The organism is Hydrogenophaga sp. LT287 (assembly GCF_055702805.1).
Window position 1 is genome coordinate 12814 of the sequence record NZ_JBVPZC010000006.1, and the last position, 21672, is coordinate 34485.

The 21672-nt window shown below is 64.5% G+C and carries 21 protein-coding genes; 8 read left to right on the forward strand and 13 right to left on the reverse strand.

Going from position 1 to position 21672, the window contains the following annotated elements:
* From gspD to gspG, 9 genes are all read right to left on the reverse strand, one after another.
* Positions 1-2163 carry a type II secretion system secretin GspD gene (gene gspD / locus AC0GNR_RS06875; RefSeq protein ID WP_304839566.1) on the reverse strand — a complete coding sequence of 721 codons (2163 nt, stop codon included), beginning with the start codon at positions 2161-2163 and terminating at the stop codon, positions 1-3.
* A 152-nt stretch (positions 2164-2315) separates the two neighbouring features.
* Positions 2316-3110, reverse strand: coding sequence for a type II secretion system protein N (gene gspN, locus AC0GNR_RS06880; protein WP_304839563.1), 795 nt, complete (start codon positions 3108-3110; stop codon positions 2316-2318).
* 3 nt (positions 3111-3113) lie between these two features.
* Positions 3114-3644 (reverse strand): type II secretion system protein GspM, encoded by a 531-nt coding sequence (gene gspM, locus AC0GNR_RS06885; RefSeq protein ID WP_304839561.1) that lies wholly within the window; start codon positions 3642-3644, stop codon positions 3114-3116.
* A gap of 3 nt (positions 3645-3647) precedes the next feature.
* Positions 3648-4928: a type II secretion system protein GspL gene (gene gspL / locus AC0GNR_RS06890; RefSeq protein WP_472900228.1), complete on the reverse strand. Its 1281-nt coding sequence runs from the start codon at positions 4926-4928 to the stop codon at positions 3648-3650.
* A gap of 94 nt (positions 4929-5022) precedes the next feature.
* A complete protein-coding gene (gene gspK / locus AC0GNR_RS06895; RefSeq protein ID WP_472900229.1) occupies positions 5023-6021 on the reverse strand; it encodes a type II secretion system minor pseudopilin GspK in 999 nt (332 codons plus the stop codon).
* The gene (locus AC0GNR_RS06900; protein ID WP_472900230.1) at positions 6018-6896 is read right to left on the reverse strand and encodes a PulJ/GspJ family protein; all 879 of its coding nucleotides are present in this window, start codon (positions 6894-6896) and stop codon (positions 6018-6020) included. Before AC0GNR_RS06900 ends, gspK begins: the two co-directional genes overlap by 4 nt.
* Positions 6896-7261 (reverse strand): type II secretion system minor pseudopilin GspI, encoded by a 366-nt coding sequence (gene gspI, locus AC0GNR_RS06905; protein WP_472900231.1) that lies wholly within the window; start codon positions 7259-7261, stop codon positions 6896-6898. Before gspI ends, AC0GNR_RS06900 begins: the two co-directional genes overlap by 1 nt.
* A 4-nt stretch (positions 7262-7265) precedes the next feature.
* Positions 7266-7739, reverse strand: coding sequence for a prepilin-type N-terminal cleavage/methylation domain-containing protein (locus tag AC0GNR_RS06910; RefSeq protein ID WP_472900232.1), 474 nt, complete (start codon positions 7737-7739; stop codon positions 7266-7268).
* A gap of 252 nt (positions 7740-7991) precedes the next feature.
* On the reverse strand, positions 7992-8462 hold the full coding sequence (gspG, locus tag AC0GNR_RS06915; protein ID WP_472900233.1) for a type II secretion system major pseudopilin GspG: 471 nt from the start codon (positions 8460-8462) through the stop codon (positions 7992-7994).
* A 93-nt stretch (positions 8463-8555) separates the two neighbouring features.
* On the opposite strand from gspG, the gene AC0GNR_RS06920 reads away from it, so the two are divergent.
* Positions 8556-9068, forward strand: a complete 513-nt coding sequence (locus AC0GNR_RS06920; RefSeq protein ID WP_472900234.1) for a type II secretion system protein N — start codon at positions 8556-8558, stop codon at positions 9066-9068.
* A gap of 19 nt (positions 9069-9087) precedes the next feature.
* On the opposite strand, the gene AC0GNR_RS06925 is transcribed toward AC0GNR_RS06920, so the two are convergent.
* The gene (locus AC0GNR_RS06925; RefSeq protein WP_472900235.1) at positions 9088-10188 is read right to left on the reverse strand and encodes a nicotinate-nucleotide--dimethylbenzimidazole phosphoribosyltransferase; all 1101 of its coding nucleotides are present in this window, start codon (positions 10186-10188) and stop codon (positions 9088-9090) included.
* A gap of 15 nt (positions 10189-10203) precedes the next feature.
* Positions 10204-11814: a threonine ammonia-lyase, biosynthetic gene (gene ilvA, locus AC0GNR_RS06930; protein ID WP_472900236.1), complete on the reverse strand. Its 1611-nt coding sequence runs from the start codon at positions 11812-11814 to the stop codon at positions 10204-10206.
* Positions 11815-12047: 233 nt separating this feature from the next.
* Here ilvA and AC0GNR_RS06935 point away from each other — a divergent pair, with 233 nt between their 5' ends.
* Positions 12048-12497 (forward strand): OsmC family protein, encoded by a 450-nt coding sequence (locus tag AC0GNR_RS06935; protein WP_472900237.1) that lies wholly within the window; start codon positions 12048-12050, stop codon positions 12495-12497.
* 78 nt (positions 12498-12575) lie between these two features.
* Here the strand turns inward: AC0GNR_RS06935 and coq7 are convergent, their stop codons facing one another.
* On the reverse strand, positions 12576-13226 hold the full coding sequence (gene coq7 / locus AC0GNR_RS06940; protein ID WP_472900238.1) for a 2-polyprenyl-3-methyl-6-methoxy-1,4-benzoquinone monooxygenase: 651 nt from the start codon (positions 13224-13226) through the stop codon (positions 12576-12578).
* Between the two features lie 304 nt (positions 13227-13530).
* On the opposite strand from coq7, the gene AC0GNR_RS06945 reads away from it, so the two are divergent.
* Together AC0GNR_RS06945 and AC0GNR_RS06950 are read left to right on the forward strand one after the other, a co-directional pair.
* Positions 13531-14499, forward strand: a complete 969-nt coding sequence (locus AC0GNR_RS06945; RefSeq protein ID WP_472900239.1) for a porin — start codon at positions 13531-13533, stop codon at positions 14497-14499.
* Positions 14500-14933: 434 nt separating this feature from the next.
* Positions 14934-15887 (forward strand): porin, encoded by a 954-nt coding sequence (locus AC0GNR_RS06950; RefSeq protein WP_472900240.1) that lies wholly within the window; start codon positions 14934-14936, stop codon positions 15885-15887.
* A 220-nt stretch (positions 15888-16107) separates the two neighbouring features.
* Here the strand turns inward: AC0GNR_RS06950 and AC0GNR_RS06955 are convergent, their stop codons facing one another.
* A complete protein-coding gene (locus AC0GNR_RS06955) occupies positions 16108-16458 on the reverse strand; it encodes a ComEA family DNA-binding protein (protein WP_472900241.1) in 351 nt (116 codons plus the stop codon).
* A 349-nt stretch (positions 16459-16807) separates the two neighbouring features.
* Here AC0GNR_RS06955 and AC0GNR_RS06960 point away from each other — a divergent pair, with 349 nt between their 5' ends.
* The 4 genes from AC0GNR_RS06960 to AC0GNR_RS06975 all read left to right on the forward strand — a co-directional run bounded on the left by AC0GNR_RS06960 (position 16808) and on the right by AC0GNR_RS06975 (position 21644).
* Positions 16808-17575: a DUF3047 domain-containing protein gene (locus AC0GNR_RS06960; protein WP_472900242.1), complete on the forward strand. Its 768-nt coding sequence runs from the start codon at positions 16808-16810 to the stop codon at positions 17573-17575.
* Positions 17576-17759: 184 nt separating this feature from the next.
* Positions 17760-19331 (forward strand): ABC transporter substrate-binding protein, encoded by a 1572-nt coding sequence (locus AC0GNR_RS06965; protein WP_472900243.1) that lies wholly within the window; start codon positions 17760-17762, stop codon positions 19329-19331.
* A gap of 64 nt (positions 19332-19395) precedes the next feature.
* On the forward strand, positions 19396-20376 hold the full coding sequence (locus tag AC0GNR_RS06970) for an ABC transporter permease (protein ID WP_472900244.1): 981 nt from the start codon (positions 19396-19398) through the stop codon (positions 20374-20376).
* Positions 20377-20417: 41 nt separating this feature from the next.
* Positions 20418-21644 carry a M20 aminoacylase family protein gene (locus AC0GNR_RS06975; protein WP_472900245.1) on the forward strand — a complete coding sequence of 409 codons (1227 nt, stop codon included), beginning with the start codon at positions 20418-20420 and terminating at the stop codon, positions 21642-21644.
* The last annotated feature ends 28 nt before the right edge of the window (positions 21645-21672 follow it).

Sequence of the window (21672 nt, forward strand, 5' to 3'; positions counted from 1 at the left end):
TCACTGCAGCGGTGTGGATGCCGGTGCGGGTGCTGGCGCCAGCGGCGTGGCCACGGCGGGCTGTTCAGGCAACAATGCCGCCGGTGCCCGCTGCGGCGCCATCACGGGTCCTTCGTTGATGCCCAGCAGGCTGTTGGGCTTGGGTTGGCCGTCTTTTTGCAGGGCGCGCATCAGCTCGTAGCGGTCCAGGGTCAGGTTGCTGGTTTCGCGGGCATCGCGCAGCACCACCGGGCGCAAAAACACCATCAGGTTGGTCTTCTTGCGTGATCGTTTTTCGCTTTTGAACAGGTTGCCAAACAGCGGCACATCGCCCAGGCCGGGCACCTTGTCTTCGTTGCCCGAGAACTCGTCTTGCAACAGGCCACCCAGCACCACAATGGCGCCGTCGTCCACCAGCACGGTGGATTCGATGGTGCGCTTGTTGGTGATCAGGCCGGCAGACGAGTTGAGGGACTGCGCCGCCACGCTGCTGACCTCCTGGAAGATCGTCATCTTGATGGTGCCGTTTTCGCTGATCTGCGGTTTCACCCGCAGTGTCAGACCGACGTCTTTGCGCTCAATGGTCTGAAACGGGTTGACCGAGCCTTCGCTGCTGCCGGTGTTGGTGAACTGGCCGGTCACAAACGGCACGTTCTGGCCAATCACGATCTTGGCTTCTTCGTTGTCCAGCGTCAGCAGGTTGGGGGTGGACAAGATGTTGCCCTCGCCGTTTTGCTGCAGAAAGCGCGCCAGAAAGCCCAGCACATACACCCCGTTGGTGCGGGTGACGGCGCCCAGGTTGAGGCCCGCCCCGGGCGCCAGCGTGCCCGGGGCGCCCGCCGCGAGGCTGATGATGTTGTTGCCGCCAGCGCCAAAGTTGGTGCCCAGCAGACCAATCAGGCCGTCGCCGGCCTTGCCGATCGGGCCTTGCCACTGAATGCCAAACTCGGCCGCCTTATCGGCGTTCACTTCCGCAATCAGGCTCTCCACATACACCTGCGCGCGGCGCGTGTCGAGCTGGTCGATCACGGCGCGCAGCTGCCGGTATTGCGGCTCGGGCGCGGTGATGATGAGGGCGTTGGTGGCCGGGTCGGCCTGAATCTGCCCACCGGTGGACGGCGCCGCACTGGCCGCCACCGGCGTGGTGGCCGGGCTGCCTGCGGTGGCCGGGCGGGCGGCAGGGGCAGAAGCGCCGCCGCCCGACCCGCCCGATTCACCGGCCATGGCCGCGCGCAGCGTGGCCGCCAGCGACACGGCGTCGGCGTTCTTCAGGTACACCACATGGATGTTGCCGCTCATGTTTTGGGAGGTGGGCTGGTCCAGCCGCGCCACCAGCGAGCGCACCAGCGCCAGCCGCGCCGGGTTGGCCGCGCGCAGCACCAGGCTGTTGCTGCGCGGCTCGGCCACCAGCGTGGTTTTGTACGACGTGTCTGCCTGCCCAGCGGCGCCGCCGCCGCCTGATTCAATCAGCCGGCTCACCAGGGCCACCATGTCCACCGCCACCGCGTGTTGCAGCGGGATGATTTCCACGTCGGTGGCGCCGGCAACGTCGAGCGCCGCAATGATGCGACCAATGCGCTGCAGGTTGTCGGCGTAGTCGGTGATGACCAGCGAGTTGTTGCCCGGGTTGACGTTGATGGTGTTGTTGGGCCCGATCAGCGGGCGCAGCACCGGCACCAGGTTGTTGGCCGACTCGTGGTTGAGGCGGAATATCTGCGTCACGACCTGGTTGGAGGTAGGCAGCGAGGCCACCGCACCGGCGTTGACCACCGTGCCTTGCAGCTTGGCATCGGACTCGGGCACGATCTTGTACAGCCCACCCGTGTCCACCAGCGAAAAGCCTTGCAGCCGCAGCACGGCCGCAAACTGGTTGAGCGCAACAGCGGGCGTCACGGGGCGTTCGGTCGCCAGGTTGATGGTGCCTTTCACGCGCGGATCGACCACCACGTTGCGCCCGGTGATCGTGGCCATGGTGCGAGCCACGGCTTCAATTTCAGCGCCCACGAAGTTCAGCACCACCGGTTCGCTGGCGCGGCTCTGTGCGTGCGATGGCGCGGGCAGCACGCCCAAGCCCAGCGCCAGGCAGGTGCTCAGGGCCACAGCGGTCAGTGCGGCGCGGTTGCGTGGCGTGCGTTGCCCAGGTGCGGGGCGCGTCGTGCTGCCACAGGTGTCATTCGTGTTCATGTTTTGATCCTATCGCGGACGCCAGTGCGCAGACCGTGGGGTGGCGCAATGTTGCGTTGAATGAGTCGGTCCACCGCCCGGGGGTTCCGGGCGCGGGACGGGCATGGTCTTGCGGGCATAAGGCTGGGGCCATCGTTCGGTTGGTGGTCCGGTCAGCCAATGTTGAACACCGAGCGCGGGCCCTGGCGCCGCCCCATGATGTTGAGCAGGTTGGTCAGGGCTTCCTCGCGTCCGGCGGCAGCCTGGGCGTCACCCTTGAAGCGCAAACGGCCACCAACCCACTGGCCGCTGCCCTGCAGCAGCAGGTCACCACTCACGGTGGTCAGGTCCAGTGTGGCGGTATGACCATCGGCGGCGGCTTTGAGTGCGAAACGGTAGCTGCCCAAAGGGCGCAGGCGCGACAGGCGCGAAGACACATCTTGTGCGTCCACCACCAGGCTGCCTTGCAGGTTGGTGCGGCCCTGGTCCCAGCGCAGGGTCAGGCCTTCGGTTTGCAGAGCCAGCTGGCCTTCCATGTGCAGGGTGTTCCAGGGGGTGCCCAGGCCCACCAGCAGGTCGGCGGGCCAGTAGCTGCTGGACGCTGCCACGCGCAATTCAGCGCCACCCCAGCGGGGCAGCAGCAAGAGCGCCAGCGGCTGGGGGGTGCAACACGGCGCGGAAAGCAGCAAGCCCACCGCAGGCGCGCCCGAGGCCAGCCGCGGACTCAGCCGCCAGCGCACACCCTGGGGCAGGGCCGACTCGCTGCGGCTGCCTTCGCCGCCGGTCAGCAGCAGGTCGGCCTGGCCTTGCCACACGGTACCGCTGGGGTTGACCAGCTGCAGCTGGCCGCCGGTGGCGCTGTTGAGCGCCTGGGCCAGCCAGCGCGCCGGGGCAAACAGCAACAGCGCCAAAGCCAGGCCAGCCAGTGCGCCCAGCCAGGCGGCGCGTTGGGGCCATGTGCTTGCCATGCCTCAGCTCCCGCCCAAGCCGGGACCGCCCAGCACCAGCGTGCCGCTCCAGGCGGCGGGCTCGGTGGCTCGGTTGAGCTTGGCTTCCAGTGGCATCAGCCGGGCGTTCACGCGCACCTGCGACAGCCATTGCGCCAGCGCATCGGGCGGTGTGTTGTTCAGCGTCAGGGTGGCGCGGTCACCCAGCACCGCCAGCTGCGCCGTGCCGGCCAGGCCGGTCGTGGCCTGTTCCAAAGCCCGCAATACGTCGTCGCGGTTCATGGGCCTGGCGCTGTTTTGCGCCCGCAGGCTCTCGGCCGTGGCGGCCATGCTGCGCATCTGGCCCAGCTGCTCGTCCAGGCGGGCGTGGCGCTCGGGCGCCAGGCGCAGTGTGTTCAGGGCCGGCGCCACCGCCAGCCACCACAGCAGGCCCAGACCCACCACCCAGGCGGCCAGGGACAAGGCGCGTTGCTCTCGGGGTGCGAGGCGGCTGTAGGCCGCCTGCAGTGGCGCGGTCCAGCGGGCCAGGGGGTTGGTGTGCGGGGTTTTGGCCATGTTTCAGCGCTCGGTGGGTTGCAGCGTCAGTTCGTTGCCGTCAAAGCGGGCTCGCCAGCCGTTTTGTTCCAGGCTCTGCTGCAGGGTGCGCACCTGGTCTTCGCTGGCGCGCCAGCCGCTGAACCGGCCTTCACCCGGGCTAAAACCGATGGCGGTGGGCTCAGGCAAGGCGCCAGGGGCCACCTGTGCCATGGCGCTCAGCATGGTTTCCAGGTCGCCGGCCGAGAGCGTGCCGCTGGCTTGTTGCAGCCGGGTCAGTTCGCGGCGCATTTGCAGGGGCGCGTCCAGCACCAGCGCCACCTGCGGAAAGCCTTGTTGCAGCACCTGGCGCATGGCGCTCTGCTTGGCGTCCAGGCTGCTGCGCTCGGCCCAAGCCGCCACATTCAGGCCCACCAGTTGCACCGCCACCAGTGCGGCCAGGCCCCAGCGGGCAGGCCGCCAGGCGGGCGCGCTGCGCCAGCGGCGCAGGTGTTGTTTCAAGCGCTGCCCGCGCCGCGCACCAGACGACAGGCTCAGGTCAAACTGGGCCAGGTTCCAGTCGGACTGCGCGCACTGCAGCAGCCACACAGCGCGGGGCACCAGTTCAAAGCGCTGGTCCAGCGTGCGCTCGGCGAGCGAGGCCACGGCCGGGTCGGCGAGCCAGCGTGTGGTGTCCGGGTCGGCTGCCCAGGGGTCGGTGCCCGTGGCGGCCGTCAGCGCGCCAAAGGCCGAATCACCCAAGGTGCTGTTGCCGCCTTCGCGCAGGGGGGTGCAGATCACACCCAGCGGGCTGGCGCTGGCCAGCCACACCTGGTTGCCTTCGTCGTGCGCCCAGTGCAGGGTGGGTGAGGCGGGGTGGTCGGGCGTGGTCAGCGCCGACGCCGGCAACGGCCACAGCGCGGGGGCGATGCGCGCCACCGGGCGCCCTGCAGCTTCCAGGGCCTGCAACCAGCTTTGCAGCCAGGCCTTGTTGCAGGCGGCCACCCACACCGTCTGCCCCGAACGGCCACCCGGCTCCAGGGCGTAATGCAGCTCGCTGGTGTCGCTGAGCACGCGTTCTTCCAGCAAGCCGTCCAGCACGGCCCTCAGCTTGGCGTTGGCCACTTTGGGCAGCGCCAGGCGGTGCCACGAAACAGCCCGCGGCGGCAGCACCAGCACCACGTCGTCGTCGCGTGGCAGCAGCGAGGCTGCGCAGTGCCCATGGTCCAGCACCAGCTGGCCGTCGCTGGACGTTGCCCAGTCGAGCAGGGCCGTGGGCCCGCTGGCGGGCGCGACGGAGAAGTCGGATGGGGTGAGGATCAGCACAGGGTGGGGCGGTGGTGGGGTGGGAAACGGTTGGGTGCCATTCTAGAGAGCCCGTGAGGTGGTGCGTTGAGGCGGAGCAGCCGGCCTGGCTTATTTACTGGCCAGCGATGCGCTCGCGCCATCTCACGCTCACATCCAGGTTGTTGCGCACCACCAGTGAGCGCTCTTCAATCACCGCGTCGTCCAGCCGCAGGCGACCCCGCACCTCGAAATAATTGCTCCGGGTGCCGTGCCGGGTTCCCGTCAACTGGTTCTCCAGCGCCGGCAACAGGCGGCTGGCGTCGGCCAGGGTCTTGAAGGGGCTGCGCTCGCGTTCGGTCACCAGGCGCTGCGCCTGCGCCATGTCCAGCTGCGGCATGCTGGCCACAAGGGCCTGCGGGCTGGCGGTGTTGATGTTGAGCGTGGTGCGTTCGGGCAGCACCGCCACATGGGGCTCCAGTGCCGCCAGGCTCCCCGGCCCAATGCCCAGCCAGCCCAGGTGCGCCAGCTTGCGGGGCTTGAGCGCGGTGCGCGAGGGCATGGGGTCGTTGGCGGCCAGCGCGGTGGTGCTGAGCAGCTCGTCCACCGCCGCGTTGAGCTCGGGCAGTGGCAGGTCCAGCTGTTCGTAGAGCCGGGTGAAAGCGGCCAGGTCGGGCTCTGAAACCTCGGCTTTGGTGGCGGCGCCCGTGCCGCTCAGATTCACCAGGTTCATGAAGTTGAGCCGCGACTGCATATCGATCACCTCGCCCGACAGAAAGGCCTGCAGCACATCGTCGGCGCTGTTTTCACGGTCGGCCGCCAAAAAGCTGGACAGGCGGGCTTCTTCCAGCGGCATGGCCCAGGGTTCGCCCAGGTGGTCGGCGTTGTTGTTGTTCATGTTGCCGCGTGCGTCTTCGCGCAAGATCAGGCGCGCCCAGTCCAGGGCCCCGGTGAGAATCCAGCCCGCCTGCAGGCGCTGGCGTTCGGCGGTTTCCACCTCGGTGGCGCGCCATTGCTGCCACAGCGCAGCCGAAGCCAGCGTGGCCACCAGCGTCACCACCAGCATGGCCAGCAACAGCGCTGCACCGCGCTGGCGCTGCACAGCGCTGGGTTGTGGCCTGCGTGTGCCGCTCATGGCCGGCCCGCCTGCAGCGTGGGGCGCACCCAGTCGCGCACCAACTGGCCCGACAGGCTTTGCCCTGCGGACAGCGTCAACACCAGCCGCACGCCATTGGGCAGCTCGGTGGTCGTTGTGGTGCCCGCCACCTCGCCGCCGGTGGCCTCCGTGCCCACCGACGACTGCGGGTTGGCCCAGGTTTCGCCGCGGTGGTAAAACAGCTGCCACTGGTCAATGCCAAAGAGCGCGACGGCGGTGTCGTTGCCGCCGCCAGCGCCGCCGTTGGTGGACAGGCGCCCGCCACTGCCCCATTCGGCGGCCCGCTGCCAGGCGCGTGCCAGCTCGTCGCGCCGCACCAGCGGGGGCGACTGCCAGCGCACCCATTGGGCCAAGCCCGCGCTGGCGTTGCCTGCCGACCCAACGGCCGCTGGGTCCGAACGCTGGTCTGGCGTGTGCCGCGCCCAGGCCACCACCCGCAAGCCCGGGCTCTGCAAGCCCGCTTCGGCGCTGTCGCGCCGCGTCATGCGCAGCACCTGGCCGTTGAATTCCAAGGCGCTCACCTCACCGGTTTCCACCACCGCGTCCAGATCAGCACCCCATTGGCCCAGCCCCGCCTGCAGGCGCAGCAGCTCGTCGGCCCGCTGCTGGGTCAGGGTCTGGGTGCGCGTCATGCCGTCCAGCGAACGCCAGCTCAGCAGCGCCAGCATCGACATGATCGTGATCGCCACCAGCAGCTCGATCAGCGTGAAGCCGCGTTGTCGTGAAGCAGGCCCCAAAAGGTCCTTTGACCGGCGTGAAATGCCCGAGCCCAGTACGCCGCGGGACTGGCTTTGCCAGACCGCAGGCGTTGCCCCCTTGAGGGGGTAGCGCGTGGCGCTGCGGGGGGGCGCCATCAATACCGCCCCAGCACGGTGGACAGCGTCAGCAGCTGCACCGCCACGCCATCCACCGGCGCCGTCACCACCGCGTCGATGCGGCGAAAGTTCGGGTTGGGCGTGGGCAGCACCGACAGCCGCACCTGCAGCGTTTGCCCGGTCTGCTCGCACGCCACCGTGCTGTCGCCCACCCCTGGCAGCTGGCGTGACAGGCGCAACCGCGTCAACTCGTTTTCGGCACACAGCTGGGCCAGCCACTGGTCGCTCTGGCGGGTGGCGGCCCGCGTCAGGGCGCCCGTGGCCTGCAGCCCGGCCGACAAGGTGATGGCCACCACAGCGAGCGCCACCAAAATCTCGACCAACGTGAAGCCGCGCTGTTTCATGGGTTCATGGCGTGGGCACCACGGCAAAGGGCGACAGGCCGTCTGTGGCCAGCGTCAGTTGCCGGTCGCCTTGCAGCAACACCAGCCGCTGCGCCGCAATGAGCGGCTCGGGGCCGAGCACCAGCACCTGGGCGCCGGTTGGTAGCGTCACCTCGGCGCGGGTTTCGGGGCTCAGCCAGCTGCGGGGTTCTGCCAGAGAGTCTTGGGCCACGCGTTTGGGCTTCACGCCCACAAATTCAAAACCGTCTGGCCGCTGGCGCCACACCACCGGTACGCCACTGGTGCGCGACTGCGCGCGGGCCGACTCCAGCATCGCCGACAGACGCAGCCCTTCGCGCTCCAGCTGTGTGGCGCTGCTGTCGCGCAGCGCCAACGTGGCGCCGGCGGTGGCCAGCGCCACAATGGCCACCACCACCATCAGCTCCAGCAGGGTAAAGCCCCACTGTGGACGGTAGGTGGGTGACAAGGTGGATGGCAATTCAAACCTCCGCCGATGAGCCGGGGAGTTCTGCACAACGGGTCTGAGTCAGTAGCGCCCCGCGCAAGACATACCTTCGCCCAGCGGGTGCCGAAGATCCGGCTCCGCCGGTCCAAAGGCACCGTCCCCCTGGGGGGCTGAGGGCCGCGGCTCCAGGTCTGCCTGCGCAGACTTGGACAGCCCGAAGAAACACCGCCTCCGGCGGTGTTGCGGCCTGCAAGGCGAAGCGAAGCGGCGCGGGGGGGTGTCGTGTCACTGCCAGCTGCCCAGATCGGCATCGCGGCCTTCACCGCCGGGCTGGCCGTCCGCACCGAGCGACAACACATCCACCTCGCCATGCACGCCAGGGTTCAAATATTGGTAAGGGCGGCTCCATGGATCGGCTGGCAGTTTTTCCAGGTAAGGGCGCCAGTTGGGCGGCACGGGGCTGGCCGAGGGCTTGGTTACCAGCGCGTTCAAGCCTTGTTCGCTGGTGGGGTAGCGCTGGTTGTCCAGGCGGTACAGTTTCAGCGCCTGCATCAGGTTGTTCACGTCCGTTTTGGCGGCGGTCACGCGGGCGTCGTCGGCGCGGTCGAGCACGTTGGGCACGATCAGGGCTGCCAGCACGCCAATGATGACCAGCACCACCATGAGTTCAATGAGCGTGAAACCCCGCTGCAGCGAGCGCCCAAAACGGGCCGGCAGGCTGGCAGGGCAGGGGGTGAGGGTGTCGGTGTGGTTCATGTCAATTTCCCTGAGATGGCGCGTTGTCCAAGGTCAACAAGGCCAAGAGGTTCCTGGGCTCTTGGGCTTCACCGTCCATCATAATGCGGCCATATGACCAAGGCGTCCTCTTTCAGCCATTCCGTTTACCCCGGTGACGGCCATGCCAGCGCCTCGGCCACGCGCCGGCCCTGGCCCGCTGTGGCCGCGGGTGTGTTGTGGCTTGCTGCGGGTTTGAGTGCGGGGTATTGGGTATTGCTGGCCATGGGCCGCACGCCGGTCACGCCCGTGGCGGCTGCACCCCTGGCCTTGCCCGTGGCAGACCCCGCCGTGGTGGCCCGTGCATTGGGCTTTTTGCCGGTGGTGGCGGTTGCCGATGTGGCTCAGGCGCCTGTGCCCGTGCCGAGTCGCTACGTCTTGTTGGGCGTGGTCTCGGTGGGTGCGGCCCAGGGCGCGGCGTTGATCGGCCTGGATGGCCAGCCGCCCCGGCCCTACCGCGTGGGTGCCGTGCTGGACGGTGGCCTGGTGCTGCAGTCCGTCAGCCGCAACACCGTGCGCCTGGGCCCTGCGTTGCAAGGGCCTGCCACGGTTGAACTGTCTTTGCCTGAAGTTCCCACCTCACCCTGAGCAAAAGACGCTCAGCCGCTCAGTGTTCCAGCAGGCTCTGTGCGGCTTGCAGCAGCGGCCAGGCCAGCAGGGCGCCCGAGGCCTGGCCCACGCGCAATTCCATGTCCAGCAGCGGCTGGGCTTGTAGGTGAATCAGCAGCAGCCGGTGCCCCGGCTCGGCCGAGCGGTGCCCAAACACCAGGTAATCGGCCACCGCCGGGCACAAGCCGCGCGCCACCAGCGCCGCAGCGCTGGCCACAAAGCCGTCCACCAGCACCACGCGGCGCTCGCTGGCGGCCTGCAGCATGGCGCCCACCATCATGGCAATCTCAAAGCCACCCATCGCCGCCAAAGCGTCCAGCGGGGTCACGGCCTTGCGGTGGCGCGAGGCCGCTAAAAACAGCTTTTCCAGTTTGTTTTGCAACTGAGCGTTGGTCAAGCCACCTTCCTGGTGGTGGTCGCGCCCGCACGCGTCGGCCAGCGGCACGCCACACAAACGCGACAGCAGCAGCGCCGCGCACGACGTGCTGCCCACCCCCACGTCACCCAGCGCCAGCACATTGCCCGGCAGGTGCTTCACCACGTCCATGCCCGCGTGCAGGGCGGCAATGGCTTGCGTGATGGACATCGCGGGGCTCAGCACCATGTTGCGTGTGCCGTGTCCAATTTTGCGCACCACCAGCGGTACCCGCCGCGCAGCGTCTTCGGGCACAACCGCGTGCGAAGCCAGCCCAGCGTCCACCACGGTCACGTCAAAACCATGCAGGGCCGCCAGCGCATTCACCGGCGCCTGGCCTTGCAGCATGTGCACCACGCGCTGCTGCGTCACCTCCAGCGCAAAGGCCGACACCCCCTCGTCGGCAATGCCGTGGTCGGCGGCAAACACCACCACTTGGGGCGAGTCAAAGACCAGCAAGTCAAAGCTCTGCGCGCTGGCGCTCTGAATGCGCGCGAGCTGCAACACCAAGGTCTCCAGCCGCCCCAGCGCGTGCGCCGGAAAGCCTTGCAGCGCCAGCCGCTGGGTCACCGCTGCGTCCAGCGCCGCGTCGGCCGTGGGCAGCACCGCAGGCAGCCGCAGGCCCGCGGGCAACACCGCTTTGCGCGGACCGTTGATCGGCTCAAAAACAGAATCGACAGCCATGCGGTGCGCCTAGCGTTAACTTTTGAGAAACAGACGGTACACCGGGTTCTGCGTTTCTTCTACGTAGGGGTAGCCCAGCGTGTCCAAAAATTTGGCAAAAGCCTTGTCGTCTTTCGGCGGCACCTGCAAGCCCACCAAAATACGGCCGTAGTCAGCGCCCTGGTTGCGGTAATGAAACAGGCTGATGTTCCAGCCCGGGCGCATCAGGCTCAAAAACTTCAGCAAGGCACCGGGCCGCTCGGGAAATACAAAACGCAGCAAGCGCTCGTCGTGCGCCAACGGCGAATGCCCGCCCACCATGTGCCGAATGTGCTCTTGCGCCAGGTCGTCGTGCGTCAGGTCCAGCGTGTCAAAACCCTGCTTGCCCAGGTGGCCTGCAATTTTGCGCGACTCGCCCTTGCCCTGCGTGGTCAGTCCTACAAACACATGCGCCTTGGCCGCGTCGTGCACGCGGTAGTTGAACTCGGTCACGTTGCGTGGCGTGCCTGGCAGGGTGCCAATCAGCTCGCAAAAACGCCGAAAACTGCCGCGCTCTTCAGGAATCGTCACCGCAAACAGCGCCTCGCGCTCTTCGCCCACCTCGGCGCGCTCGGCCACAAAACGCAGCCGGTCAAAGTTCATGTTGGCGCCACACAAAATGGCGGCGTAGGTCTGGCCCTTGGTTTTGTGCTGAGCCACATACTGTTTGATGGCCGCCACCGCCAGCGCGCCCGACGGCTCCACAATGCTGCGCGTGTCCACAAACACATCTTTGATGGCCGCGCACACCGCATCGGTGTCCACCACCACGTACTCGTCTACCAGGCCGCTGGCAATGCGAAAGGTTTCTTCGCCCACCAGCTTCACTGCGGTGCCGTCGGCAAACAGGCCCACGTCGGGCAGCGTTACGCGCTCTCCCGCTTTCACCGACCGCAGCATCGCATCCGAGTCCGTGGTCTGTACCCCAATCACCTTGATCTCTGGGCGCACCGCCTTGATGTAGTTGGCCACACCCGAAATCAGCCCGCCGCCGCCAATGGCCACAAACACCGCGTCCAGGTGGTCCGAGCCCAAGCTTTGCAGCTGGCGCAAAATTTCCATGGCAATCGTGCCCTGGCCCGCAATCACGTCCGGGTCGTCAAACGGGTGCACAAACGTCAGGCCCTGCTTTTTCTGCAGCGCCACCGCGTGGGTGTAGGCGTCTGAATAGCTGTCGCCGTGCAGCACCACGTCGCCGCCCAGCGCCACCACCGCGTCCACCTTTACCTGTGGCGTGGTGGTGGGCATCACAATCACCGCGCGCGTGCCCAGCTTGCTGGCGCCCAGCGCCACGCCCTGCGCGTGGTTGCCGGCCGACGCGCAAATCACGCCCTTTTTCAGCTGCTGCGGCGTCAGATGCGCCATCTTGTTGTAAGCCCCGCGCAGCTTGAAGCTGAACACCGGCTGCTGGTCTTCGCGTTTGAGCAGTACCGTGTTGTTCAGTCGCCGGCTCAGGTTTTTCGCCGGCTCCAGCGCCGACTCCACCGCCACGTCGTACACCCGGGCGGTCAAAATTTTCTTCAAATAGTCGGCCGGGGTCAGCGCCGTGACGGGTGACGCGAGCGGCAATTCGGCGTGGGGAGCGGTCTTTTTGGGTCGAACGGGCATGGTGATTCCTCTGTTCTGATCATATCCAGACCCAAAAACGGCCAAAAAAAACCCGGACTGGCAGAACCGGTCCGGGCTTAAATCCACCCGTGGAGGGTAGAGGAGACAACCTTAAATACAATGGCGCCAGTATACAGCGCACATGCTGCAATGCAACAAAGTTGGGCTGGCTTTTGCTATCTTTTAGAGAGCTTACCCAAAGTTCGCTACTTATTTCACGCTTGGAACCCCTCATGGAATGCACCGTCACCTGGACCGGCGCCGCCGGCACCCGCTCCCACATGGGCTTTGTGGCCGAAACCGGCAGCGGCCATGTGCTCACCATGGATGGCGCCCCCGACGCCGCCAAGCCTGAGAACGGCGGTGCCAACCTGGCCCCCCGCCCCATGGAAACCGTGCTCGCCGGCACCGGTGGCTGCACCGCCTACGACGTGGTGCTCATTTTGAAGCGCGGCCGTCACGACGTGCGCGGCTGCAGCGTCAAGCTCACCACCGAGCGCGCCGAGGTCGACCCCAAAGTCTTCACCAAAATCCACATGCACTTCACCGTCACCGGCAAAGGCATTCCCGCCACAGCGGTCGAGCGTGCCATTGCCATGAGCCACGAAAAATACTGCTCAGCCAGCATCATGCTGGGCAAAACCGCCGACATCACCACCGGTTTTGAGCTGATCGAAGCCTGACGCCCGGGGCTTTGCCCTATCCCCACTCGGCCTGAGCGCGCTGAAGGCCTGGCGCGCCGGCAAGGTGGCCGCCCCGCTTCACACCCGGTGCGCCACCGTCGTCATCACCTTGGCGGCCGCCCGCATCAAGCCCCGCACCGGCGCTGGCAGCTCCACCGCGCCGGCGTGTTGCGCCTCCCGTGCGTGGCGGGCTTCGTCGTCCTTCATTTGCGCCACGATGGCGCGCGAAGCCTGGTCCCCCGGCGGCAGCCGGTCCATGTGGCTGGCCAGGTGCGCTTCCACCTGGCGCTCCGTTTCCACCACAAAACCCAGGCTCACCCCCGGCCCCATGCGCCCAGCCAGCAGGCCCAGCCCAAAAGCCCCGGCGTACCACAGCGGGTTCAGCAGCGAAGGCCGCGCGCCCAGCTCGTCCAGCCGTGCCTTCGTCCAGGCCAGGTGGTCGGTTTCTTCGCGGCCAGCCGCCTCCAGCTGCGCCGCCAGCGCCCGGTTGGGCGCCTTGCCGCCGCCGGGGCTGCGCGCCGCCAAGGCTTGCGCCGTGTAAAGCGCCTGCGCACACACCTCGCCCACATGGTTCACCCGCATCAGCGCACCCGAAAGCCGCCGCTCGTCGTCGCTCAAAGCCTCATTGGGCCTCTCAGGCACGGTCGGGCAGTCGCGCGAAGCGCGGGCCGGCACAAAAAGCGTTCTCAAAGCGGCGTCGGCCGCGGTCAGCAGGGGGTCCATTCGCATGGTGGGGCTCCTCGGTGTTGTCTAGCGGTCGGGTCGGTGCAGGCCACGTTAAGCCTGCAAACCATGGCGCGCGTCACAGCGGTCATCTTGCCATGCCGCTCGCGCCCTCATGGCTGGCTCACGGCGTGCGCGCGCTGTCGATGCTTTCTTGTCGCCGTGTGTTGTGTCAGATCAAGTGGCTTGTTTGTAGTTCGGTTGCAACAAAAAACCTAGGGTTTACCCAAATATTGCGCCCGGTGGTGCCGCTCGCCGTGGTGCAGCTCGGCCCATTCTGTTGTAATTGCTTCAGCTTCCGAAACGGAGGTTGGTTCAAGGGCACAGACCCGAGGCCTCTCTTTTCACAACCTTGGAGAATTTCTCAATGAAAAAGACCCTGATTGCTCTGGCCGCCGTGGCAGCCACCAGCGCCGCCTTCGCACAATCTTCCGTGACCCTGTACGGCGTGGCTGACGCTGCTATCGTCAAGTCCACCGGCAAGTCTACTGCTTTCGCCAGCGCTGCCGGCATGAACAACGGCACCAGCCGTTGGGGCGTGCGCGGTACCGAAGATCTGGGTGGCGGCATGAAGGCTGGCTTCAATTTTGAGCAAGGTCTCAGCTTGGCTGACGGATCCTTGTCCCAGGCCGGTGCTGGTGCATTCGGCCGCGCTGCTTACATGACGCTGGGTGGTGGTTTTGGTGAAGTCCGTCTGGGCCGCACCCTGAACCCATCCTTCTTCGCAGCCGCTGCCTGGGAACTGACCGGTACCGCTAACTACTCTGCCGCTGTCGGCCAGTTCGGCGCTGTTCTGGGTGGTATCCGCAACAGCAGCCAAATCGCCTACACCACCCCCAACATGGGTGGCTTCAGCGCAACGCTGGGCACCATCTTGAAGGAAAACAATGGCGGAAGCGGCAAGGTTGACCTGAACGCCATCTACCGTGGTGGTCCTCTGGTTGTGGCTCTGGGCTACAACAAGATTGAGGGCGCCGAGAAAAACCTTCATGTTGGTGCCAACTACGACTTCGGTGCCTTCAAGGTAGCTGGCTCGATCGTTGATCCAGCCGGTGATTCCAAAGGTTTCACCATCGGTGGCACCACCATGATGGGTCCTGTCGGTCTGACGCTGGACATCGCTCGTGACACCGAGTTCAAAGACACCAACGTGCTGGTTGAAGGCAAGTACGCTTTGAGCAAGCGCACCTTTGCTTACGCTGCATTCCTGCGCGACGGTAAAGGCAAGACTGCTACGAACGTGAACAACCTCGGCTTGGGCATCCGCCACAACTTCTGATCGTGTGGCTGGTATGACCAGCTGACGCTCTGAAATTCAAAAACCCCTGCGGCATTACTGCCGCAGGGGTTTTTTCATGAGTCCGCTGATGTCGGGTTCAGTCTTGAGCGTCAGCTGAGTACCTATGCCGTGTCAGATTTCGGCTGGGAAAGTCTGTCCGCCAGAAACTAAGCACCGTGCGGGCGCCGATCCCGGCAACAGCGTAGAGAGCGTGTTTTCTTTGAAGGAAAAACCTCTTTGGTGCCTTTCAAACGTGTCATTTTGTTCGTCTGGCGCCAATCTTGTTTAAAAAAAACAACAAAAATGCTCTTTGTGTCGAGGTTTATAGGGGAAACCCTGTGGTGCGGGTTTTCCCGGGGTTAGGATTTGCCATGTGACTTGCTTTCACATCCGGCTTCGATGTACGTAGCTGGAATTTTCAAAAGGAAATCCTCATGAAAAAATCTCTGATTGCTCTGGCCGTTCTGGCTGCTTCCGGCGCCGCATTTGCACAGTCCAGCGTGACCCTCTACGGTATCGCTGACATCTGGGTCGGCAAGTACAAAGAGGAGACGCTTGCTGACGGCAGCATCGTCAAAGGTAAAATGAAAGTTGGCAGCGGTGGCGTGTCCACCAGCCGCCTGGGTTTCAAGGGCACCGAAGATCTGGGTGGCGGCTTGAAGGCTCACTTCAACTTCGAACAAGCGCTTGACCTGACCAACGGTGCTACCGAAGGCAATACCTTTGCCCGCCAAGCCAACATTGGCCTCAGCGGTGGTTTTGGTACCGTGAAGTTGGGCCGCAGCTTCAACGCGATGGACGATGTGTTCGGTGCTGCTAACAGCGGCTTTGACTCGGCTTTGTCGGCCAATGCTGTCTGGTTGAACGGCTACACCGGCGCAGCCGATGCTCAGCTGTACTACGCAACCCCCGAGTTTGCCGGTTTCACCGCTGCTGTGAGCACCCAGCTCAACGGTAATAAGGGTAGCGCCGACGGCGACGGTCGTATCAGCGCCGTCAATGTGGCCTATGCCAACGGTCCTATCGGTGCCGCTGTCGGTTTTGAAGGCGACGAAAACGGTCAAGAAGGCCTGATCGTTAACGGTTCCTACGATCTGGGCATGGCCAAGCTGCTGGCTAGCTACTACACCACCAAGCCAGAAGCCGGTGTCCGTACCAACTCTTACCAGATCGGTGCAGACGTGCCTCTGAGCAGCGCGCTGACCCTGTCGGTGGGCTACGCCCGTTCCAACGTAAAAGGCGGCGAGGCTGACAGCGGCTTCGGCGTGGCAGCTGCTTACAGCTTGTCCAAGCGCACTTCGGTGTACGGCGGTCTGCGCGCAGAAAGCCGCAAGTCCGGCGCTGCTGACGGCGACTTCTTCGCTGTGGGCGTGCGTCACGCTTTCTAAAGCCCTGCGGTCGTAAGACCGCTGGTTTTGGTTTCAAGAAAACCCCGGGCATCACCCGGGGTTTTTTTGGGTTTGAACATGGTGTTTGACCTCTGCAAATCGTTTCCCATGCGGCTTGCGCCGCATGGAGCGCACATAAAAAAACCCGCCTCGGCGGGTTTTTTTATGTCTGCAAAGCCCACAGCGTTGGGGTGTGGCGTTGTGGCTCTGCCTTAAGCGCTTACTTCTTGGCGGGCACTGCGTCTGGTGCTTTGTCGGCTGCAGCGGGTTTGGTCGCTTTGGCGACCACGGTTTTCTTGTCGCTGGATTTGAACGCTGCGCCGCCCACGGTGAGGCCTTCGGCTGAGAGCTTGGCGGCGCGCTTGTCGCCAATGCCGGACACGCGCTGCACCAGGTCGTCCCAGTCTTTAAACTTGGCGACCTTGCGCTGCTCCACAATTTTGGCTGAGGTGCCGGGGCCAATGCCTTTGATGCTGTCGAGGTCGGCCACCGAGGCTTCGTTGACGTCGACAGCCGCAAACGCGGCGGCGGCGAAGAGGGCGAGCAGCGTCGCCAGTGTTTTTTTGAACATAAATTCCTCCTTGGAACGACCGGGTGGATACAGCCCAGGTTTGACGCACCTTGGGTGGGCTGCTGGCAACAACGTGTTGCCAAGGTCCAATGTAGGAGTTGGCTGGTATTTGGCCCATCCCCTCATTGGGGGATAAGCCTTGTTGAACGCCCAATACAGAGGCTTTTATGACGTTTTCTGGCATAAATGGGGTGAAAAAGATGTGTTTTGACAACACCCGGGGTTTCGAGATCGCTACCGCCGGCGGTGTGGTGCGTGGGCCGCTCATGGGCGTGTGGTTTCTGTGAGCTGGCTGCGGGTTGGGGCGCTTGTGTGTGTGTTGGGGCTGGCGGCTTGCGCTCTGCCCAGCGTGCCGCCAGACGACGCGGCTGAGGGCAACAGCGTAAGCCTGGATGCAGGCGAGGCGGCTGCCACCGGGAAAAGCGCCAAGCCCCTGCACAGCCAAGCGGCGCGGCAGGCGGCGCGGCGCTTGTTCAATACGCCCGAAACGGTGCGCGAATGGGAGCCGTTTGTGTTGCCGGGCAAAGCGTTTGCGCGGTTTGACGCGGCAGCCATTCAGGGCCGCCCGGCGTTGGTGGTGTCGGCCGAGCGGTCGGTGAGCATCTTGCGCCAGCAAATGGACACGGCGCCGGTGCAGGCGGGACGCCTGGCTTTTTCCTGGAAGATTGACGGACTGGCCCCCGGTGCCGACCTGGCCGATGCGCAGAACGAGGACTCGCCGGTGCGCATTGTGTTGGCCTTTGACGGTGATCGTGCCAAGCTGTCACCGCGCACACACCGCTTGTCTGAACTCACGCGCCTGCTCACGGGTGAGCCGCTGCCTTACGCCAGCCTGGTTTATGTTTGGAGCAACACCGAGCCGGCTGACACCGTTGTGGTGAATCCGCGCACCGACCGTATTCGAAAACTGGTGGTGGAGTCTGGCGCTGACCAGCTGGGGCGCTGGCGCGACCACGAACGCGATGTGTACGCCGATTTTGTGCAGGCGTTTGGCGAGCCACCCGGGCCTTTGATTGCGGTGGCCTTGATGACCGACACCGACAACACGGAAAGCCGATTGAAAGCCTGGTACGGGGCCTTGAGCTTGTTGCCCCGCGTCACAGAAAGTATGCGTTGAGGACGCTTCAACGGTTGCATCACTTTGGCTAAAGCACGCTGAATTTGGGTGAATGTAGGGCTCGATGGTGCGTTTTGCCAGGGGCGCTGTCTCGAGGGCATCACGGATGCGGGTTAGCACCGTGCTCAACCAGGAACGGATGTTGCATAGTAAGAACTTCTACAAGTAATTCAGGTGTCAACCAATGAAATACCGACTGACCGTTCTCTGTGCAGCCCTGGCTTTGACCGCTGGTGGACTGCAGGCCAAAACCTTCAAATGGACCAGCTCCAGCGACATCCCCACTTGGGACATCCATTCGCAAAACAACGCCTTGGCCAACGGCGTGCACGCGGCGGTGTACGAGTCACTGGTGTACTACAACAGCCGCACGTTCAAGCCCGAGCCCATTTTGGCCACGGCCTGGAAGCAGGTGACCCCCACCCAGTTGCGCCTGACGTTGCGCACCGGCGTGAAGTTTCACGATGGCTCCACGTTTTCGGCCGACGACGCGGTGTTTTCCATTGAGCGCGCCATGAGCAAGACGTCGAACTTTGCGGTGTACACCCAGGGTATTGACCGCGTGGTGAAGGTGAATGCCAACACCATTGACATCTTCACCAAGGACCCGAATCCGGTGCTGCTGAACCAGCTGACCGAGCTGCGCATGATGAGCAAGGCCTGGGCCGAGAAAAACAACTCGGTGGCGCCGAAAGACATTCGCACCAAAGACGAGAACTTTGCCCACCGAAACGCCAACGGCACCGGTCCGTTCGTGCTGAAAGAATGGCAGCCCGACCAGAAGCTGGTGTTGTCTCGCAACACGGCCTGGTGGGGCAAGATGGAAGGCAACGCGACCGAAATTGTGTACACCCCGGTGAAGGCCGTGGCCACGCGCATGGCCGCACTGCTGTCGGGCGAGGTGGACTTTGTGCTGGACCCGAGCCCGCAAGATCTGCCCCGTGTGCGCTCGGAAGGCAGCCTGAAGGTGGTGGACGGCATTGAAAACCGCACCATTTTCTTTGGCATGGACCAGCACCGCAACGAGCTGCCGGGCAGCAACATCAAGGGCAAGAACCCACTGAAAGACCAGCGCGTGCGCAAGGCGCTGTACCAGGCGATCGACATCAACACCATTGCCCGCGTGACGCTGCGCGGCCTGGGCCAGCCCACCGGCGCCTTGGTGGCGCCGCAGGTGAACGGCTGGAGCGAGGCGGTGCACAAGCGCTACCCGTTTGACGTGGCGGCTGCCCAAAAGCTGCTGGCCGACGCGGGTTACAAAGACGGATTTGAGGTGGACTTTGCCTGCCCCAACAACCGCTACATCAACGACGAGCAGATTTGCCAGGCCGTCACCTCCATGTGGGCGCGCATTGGCGTGAAAGCCAAGCTGCGTACGCTGCCGCTGGTGACGTATTTCCCCATGATCCAGCGCTACGAAGCCAGCATTTACATGTTGGGCTGGGGCGTGCCCACCTTTGATGCGCTGTACAGCCTGCAGTCGCTCACGCGCTCGCTGGGTGCGGGCGGCGACGGCAACTACAACGTGGGCCGCTACAGCAACCCGCAAATGGACGCTTTGGTGGAGCGCACCAAGAAAGAGACCGATCTGAAGCTGCGCACCGAATTGCTGAACAAAGCGCTGCTGTTGCAAAACGAAGACGTGGCGCACATTCCGCTGCACAACCAGATCATTCCCTGGGCCATGAAGAAAAACATCGACGTGGTGCACCGCGCCGACAACCGGCTGGACTGGCGCCTGATCAAGGTAAACTGATTTCAGCTCGGTCGCAGGGGGTCGCAGCCTGTGAAGGTTGGCCCCCTTTTTAATTCTAAAAACAATGTTTGCATTCATTCTCAGGCGGCTCGCGCAGGCCGTGATCGTCATGGTCAGCGTGGCCTTGATCGCGTTCATGCTGTTCCAGTATGTGGGTGACCCGGTGGTGTTTTTGCTGGGGCAAGACGCCACGGCCGACCAGATACGCGAACTGCGCGCCGACCTGGGGCTGGACCAACCTTTTGTGGTGCAGTTCTGGCATTTTCTGGCCAACGCTTCGCAGGGGGAATTTGGCCTGAGCCTGCGCCAGGGCGCCAAGGTGTCGCGCCTGATTGCCGAGCGCTTTCCGGCCACGCTGGAACTCGCGCTGGTGGCCGCGGTGATGGCCTTGGTGATGGGCATTCCCATGGGCGTCTATGCGGCGCTCAAGCGGGGCACGTTCATTAGCCAGTTGTTCATGACGGTGTCGCTGCTGGGCGTGTCGCTGCCCACGTTCCTGATCGGCATCTTGTTGATCCTGGTGTTTGCCGTGAACCTGGGCTGGTTCCCGAGCTTTGGCCGTGGCGACGTGACCCAGCTGGGCTGGTGGAGCACTGGCTTGCTGACAGCCAAGGGCTGGCACCACATTGTGTTGCCCGCGATCACGCTGGCCATTTTTCAGCTCACGCTGATCATGCGGCTGGTGCGCGCTGAAATGCTGGAGGTGCTGCGCACCGACTACATCAAGTTTGCCCGCGCCCGGGGCCTGACCAACCGGGCGGTGCACTTTGGCCACGCGCTGAAAAACACCCTGGTGCCGGTGATGACCATCACGGGCTTGCAGCTGGGCGGTCTGATTGCGTTTGCCATCATCACCGAGACCGTGTTTCAGTGGCCGGGCATGGGCTTGCTGTTCATTCAGGCGGTGACGTTTGCCGACATTCCGGTGATGGCCGCTTACCTGTGCCTGATTGCGCTCATTTTCGTGGTGATCAACCTGGTGGTTGACCTGTTGTATTTCGCCGTCGACCCGCGCCTTCGCGTGGAAAAGTCGGGTGGACACTGAGCCTCTGACGCTTCTGGAACGACGCCTTTAAAGAGACCAACATGCTGGCTCCTCGCATCAAAGCCCATGGCCGCGCGTTTGCGCACATTGCGGCCTTCCACCCCGAGCTGACGGCGCTGCGGCGTGACCTGCACGCCCACCCTGAAATCGGGTTTGAAGAGCACTACACCGCGCAGCGCGTGGTGGAATCGCTCAAAGTGTGTGGGGTGGACGAGATCCACACCGGCATTGGCAAGACCGGCGTGGTGGCCGTGATTCACGGCCGCGAGCGCGGCAGTGGCCGCATGATGGGCCTGCGCGCCGACATGGACGCACTGCCCATGACCGAGCACAACGACTTTGCCTGGAAGTCCACCAAGCCCGGCATGATGCACGGTTGCGGCCATGACGGCCACACCGCGATGCTGGTGGGGGCAGCGCGTTATCTGGCCGAAACGCGGCACTTTGACGGCACCGCGGTGCTGATCTTTCAGCCCGGTGAAGAGGGCTTTGCCGGCGCCAAGGCCATGATCGAAGACGGCCTGTTTGACCGCTTTCCGGTGCAGTCGGTCTACGGCATGCACAACTGGCCGCAGATGAAGCCCGGCACCGTGGGCGTGAACCCGGGGCCCATGATGGCGTCGGCCGACCGCATCACGATTGAAGTGACGGGCAAAGGCGGCCACGGCGCCCACCCGTACCAGACGGTGGACCCGGTACTGGTGTCGGCGCATCTGATCACGGCCTTGCAGAGTATCGTGTCGCGCAACGTGCGCGCCATTGACAGCGCAGTGATCAGCGTGTGCGCCATGCAGGCGGGTGACATGGGTGCTTTCAGCGTGATGCCCGGCAAGGCCACGCTGGTGGGCACGGTGCGCACCTTTAGCCCCGAAGTACAAAACCTGGTGGAGCGCCGCATACATGAGGTGTGTTCGGGCGTGGCCCTGGGCCTGGGTGCCACAGCGCATGTGCATTACGAGCGCATTTACCCGGCCACCATCAACAGCCGCGACGAGGCCCGCTTTGCCGCCGATGTGGCGCAAAAGCTGGTGGGCCATGAGCATGTGGACCGCGCCATGGACCCGAGCATGGGTGCCGAAGATTTTTCGTTCATGCTGCAGGTCAAGCCCGGCGCCTATTTGCGGCTCGGCCAGGGCCTTGAGAGCGGCATGGGTGGGTGCTATTTGCACAACAGCCGATACGACTTCAACGACGATGTGCTGCCGTTGGGCGCCGCCTTGCATGCCAGCCTGGTGGAACACGGCATGCCGCTGACCGAATCGGCGTGATCCAAGATTTGCTTTTCAACGTTTTATT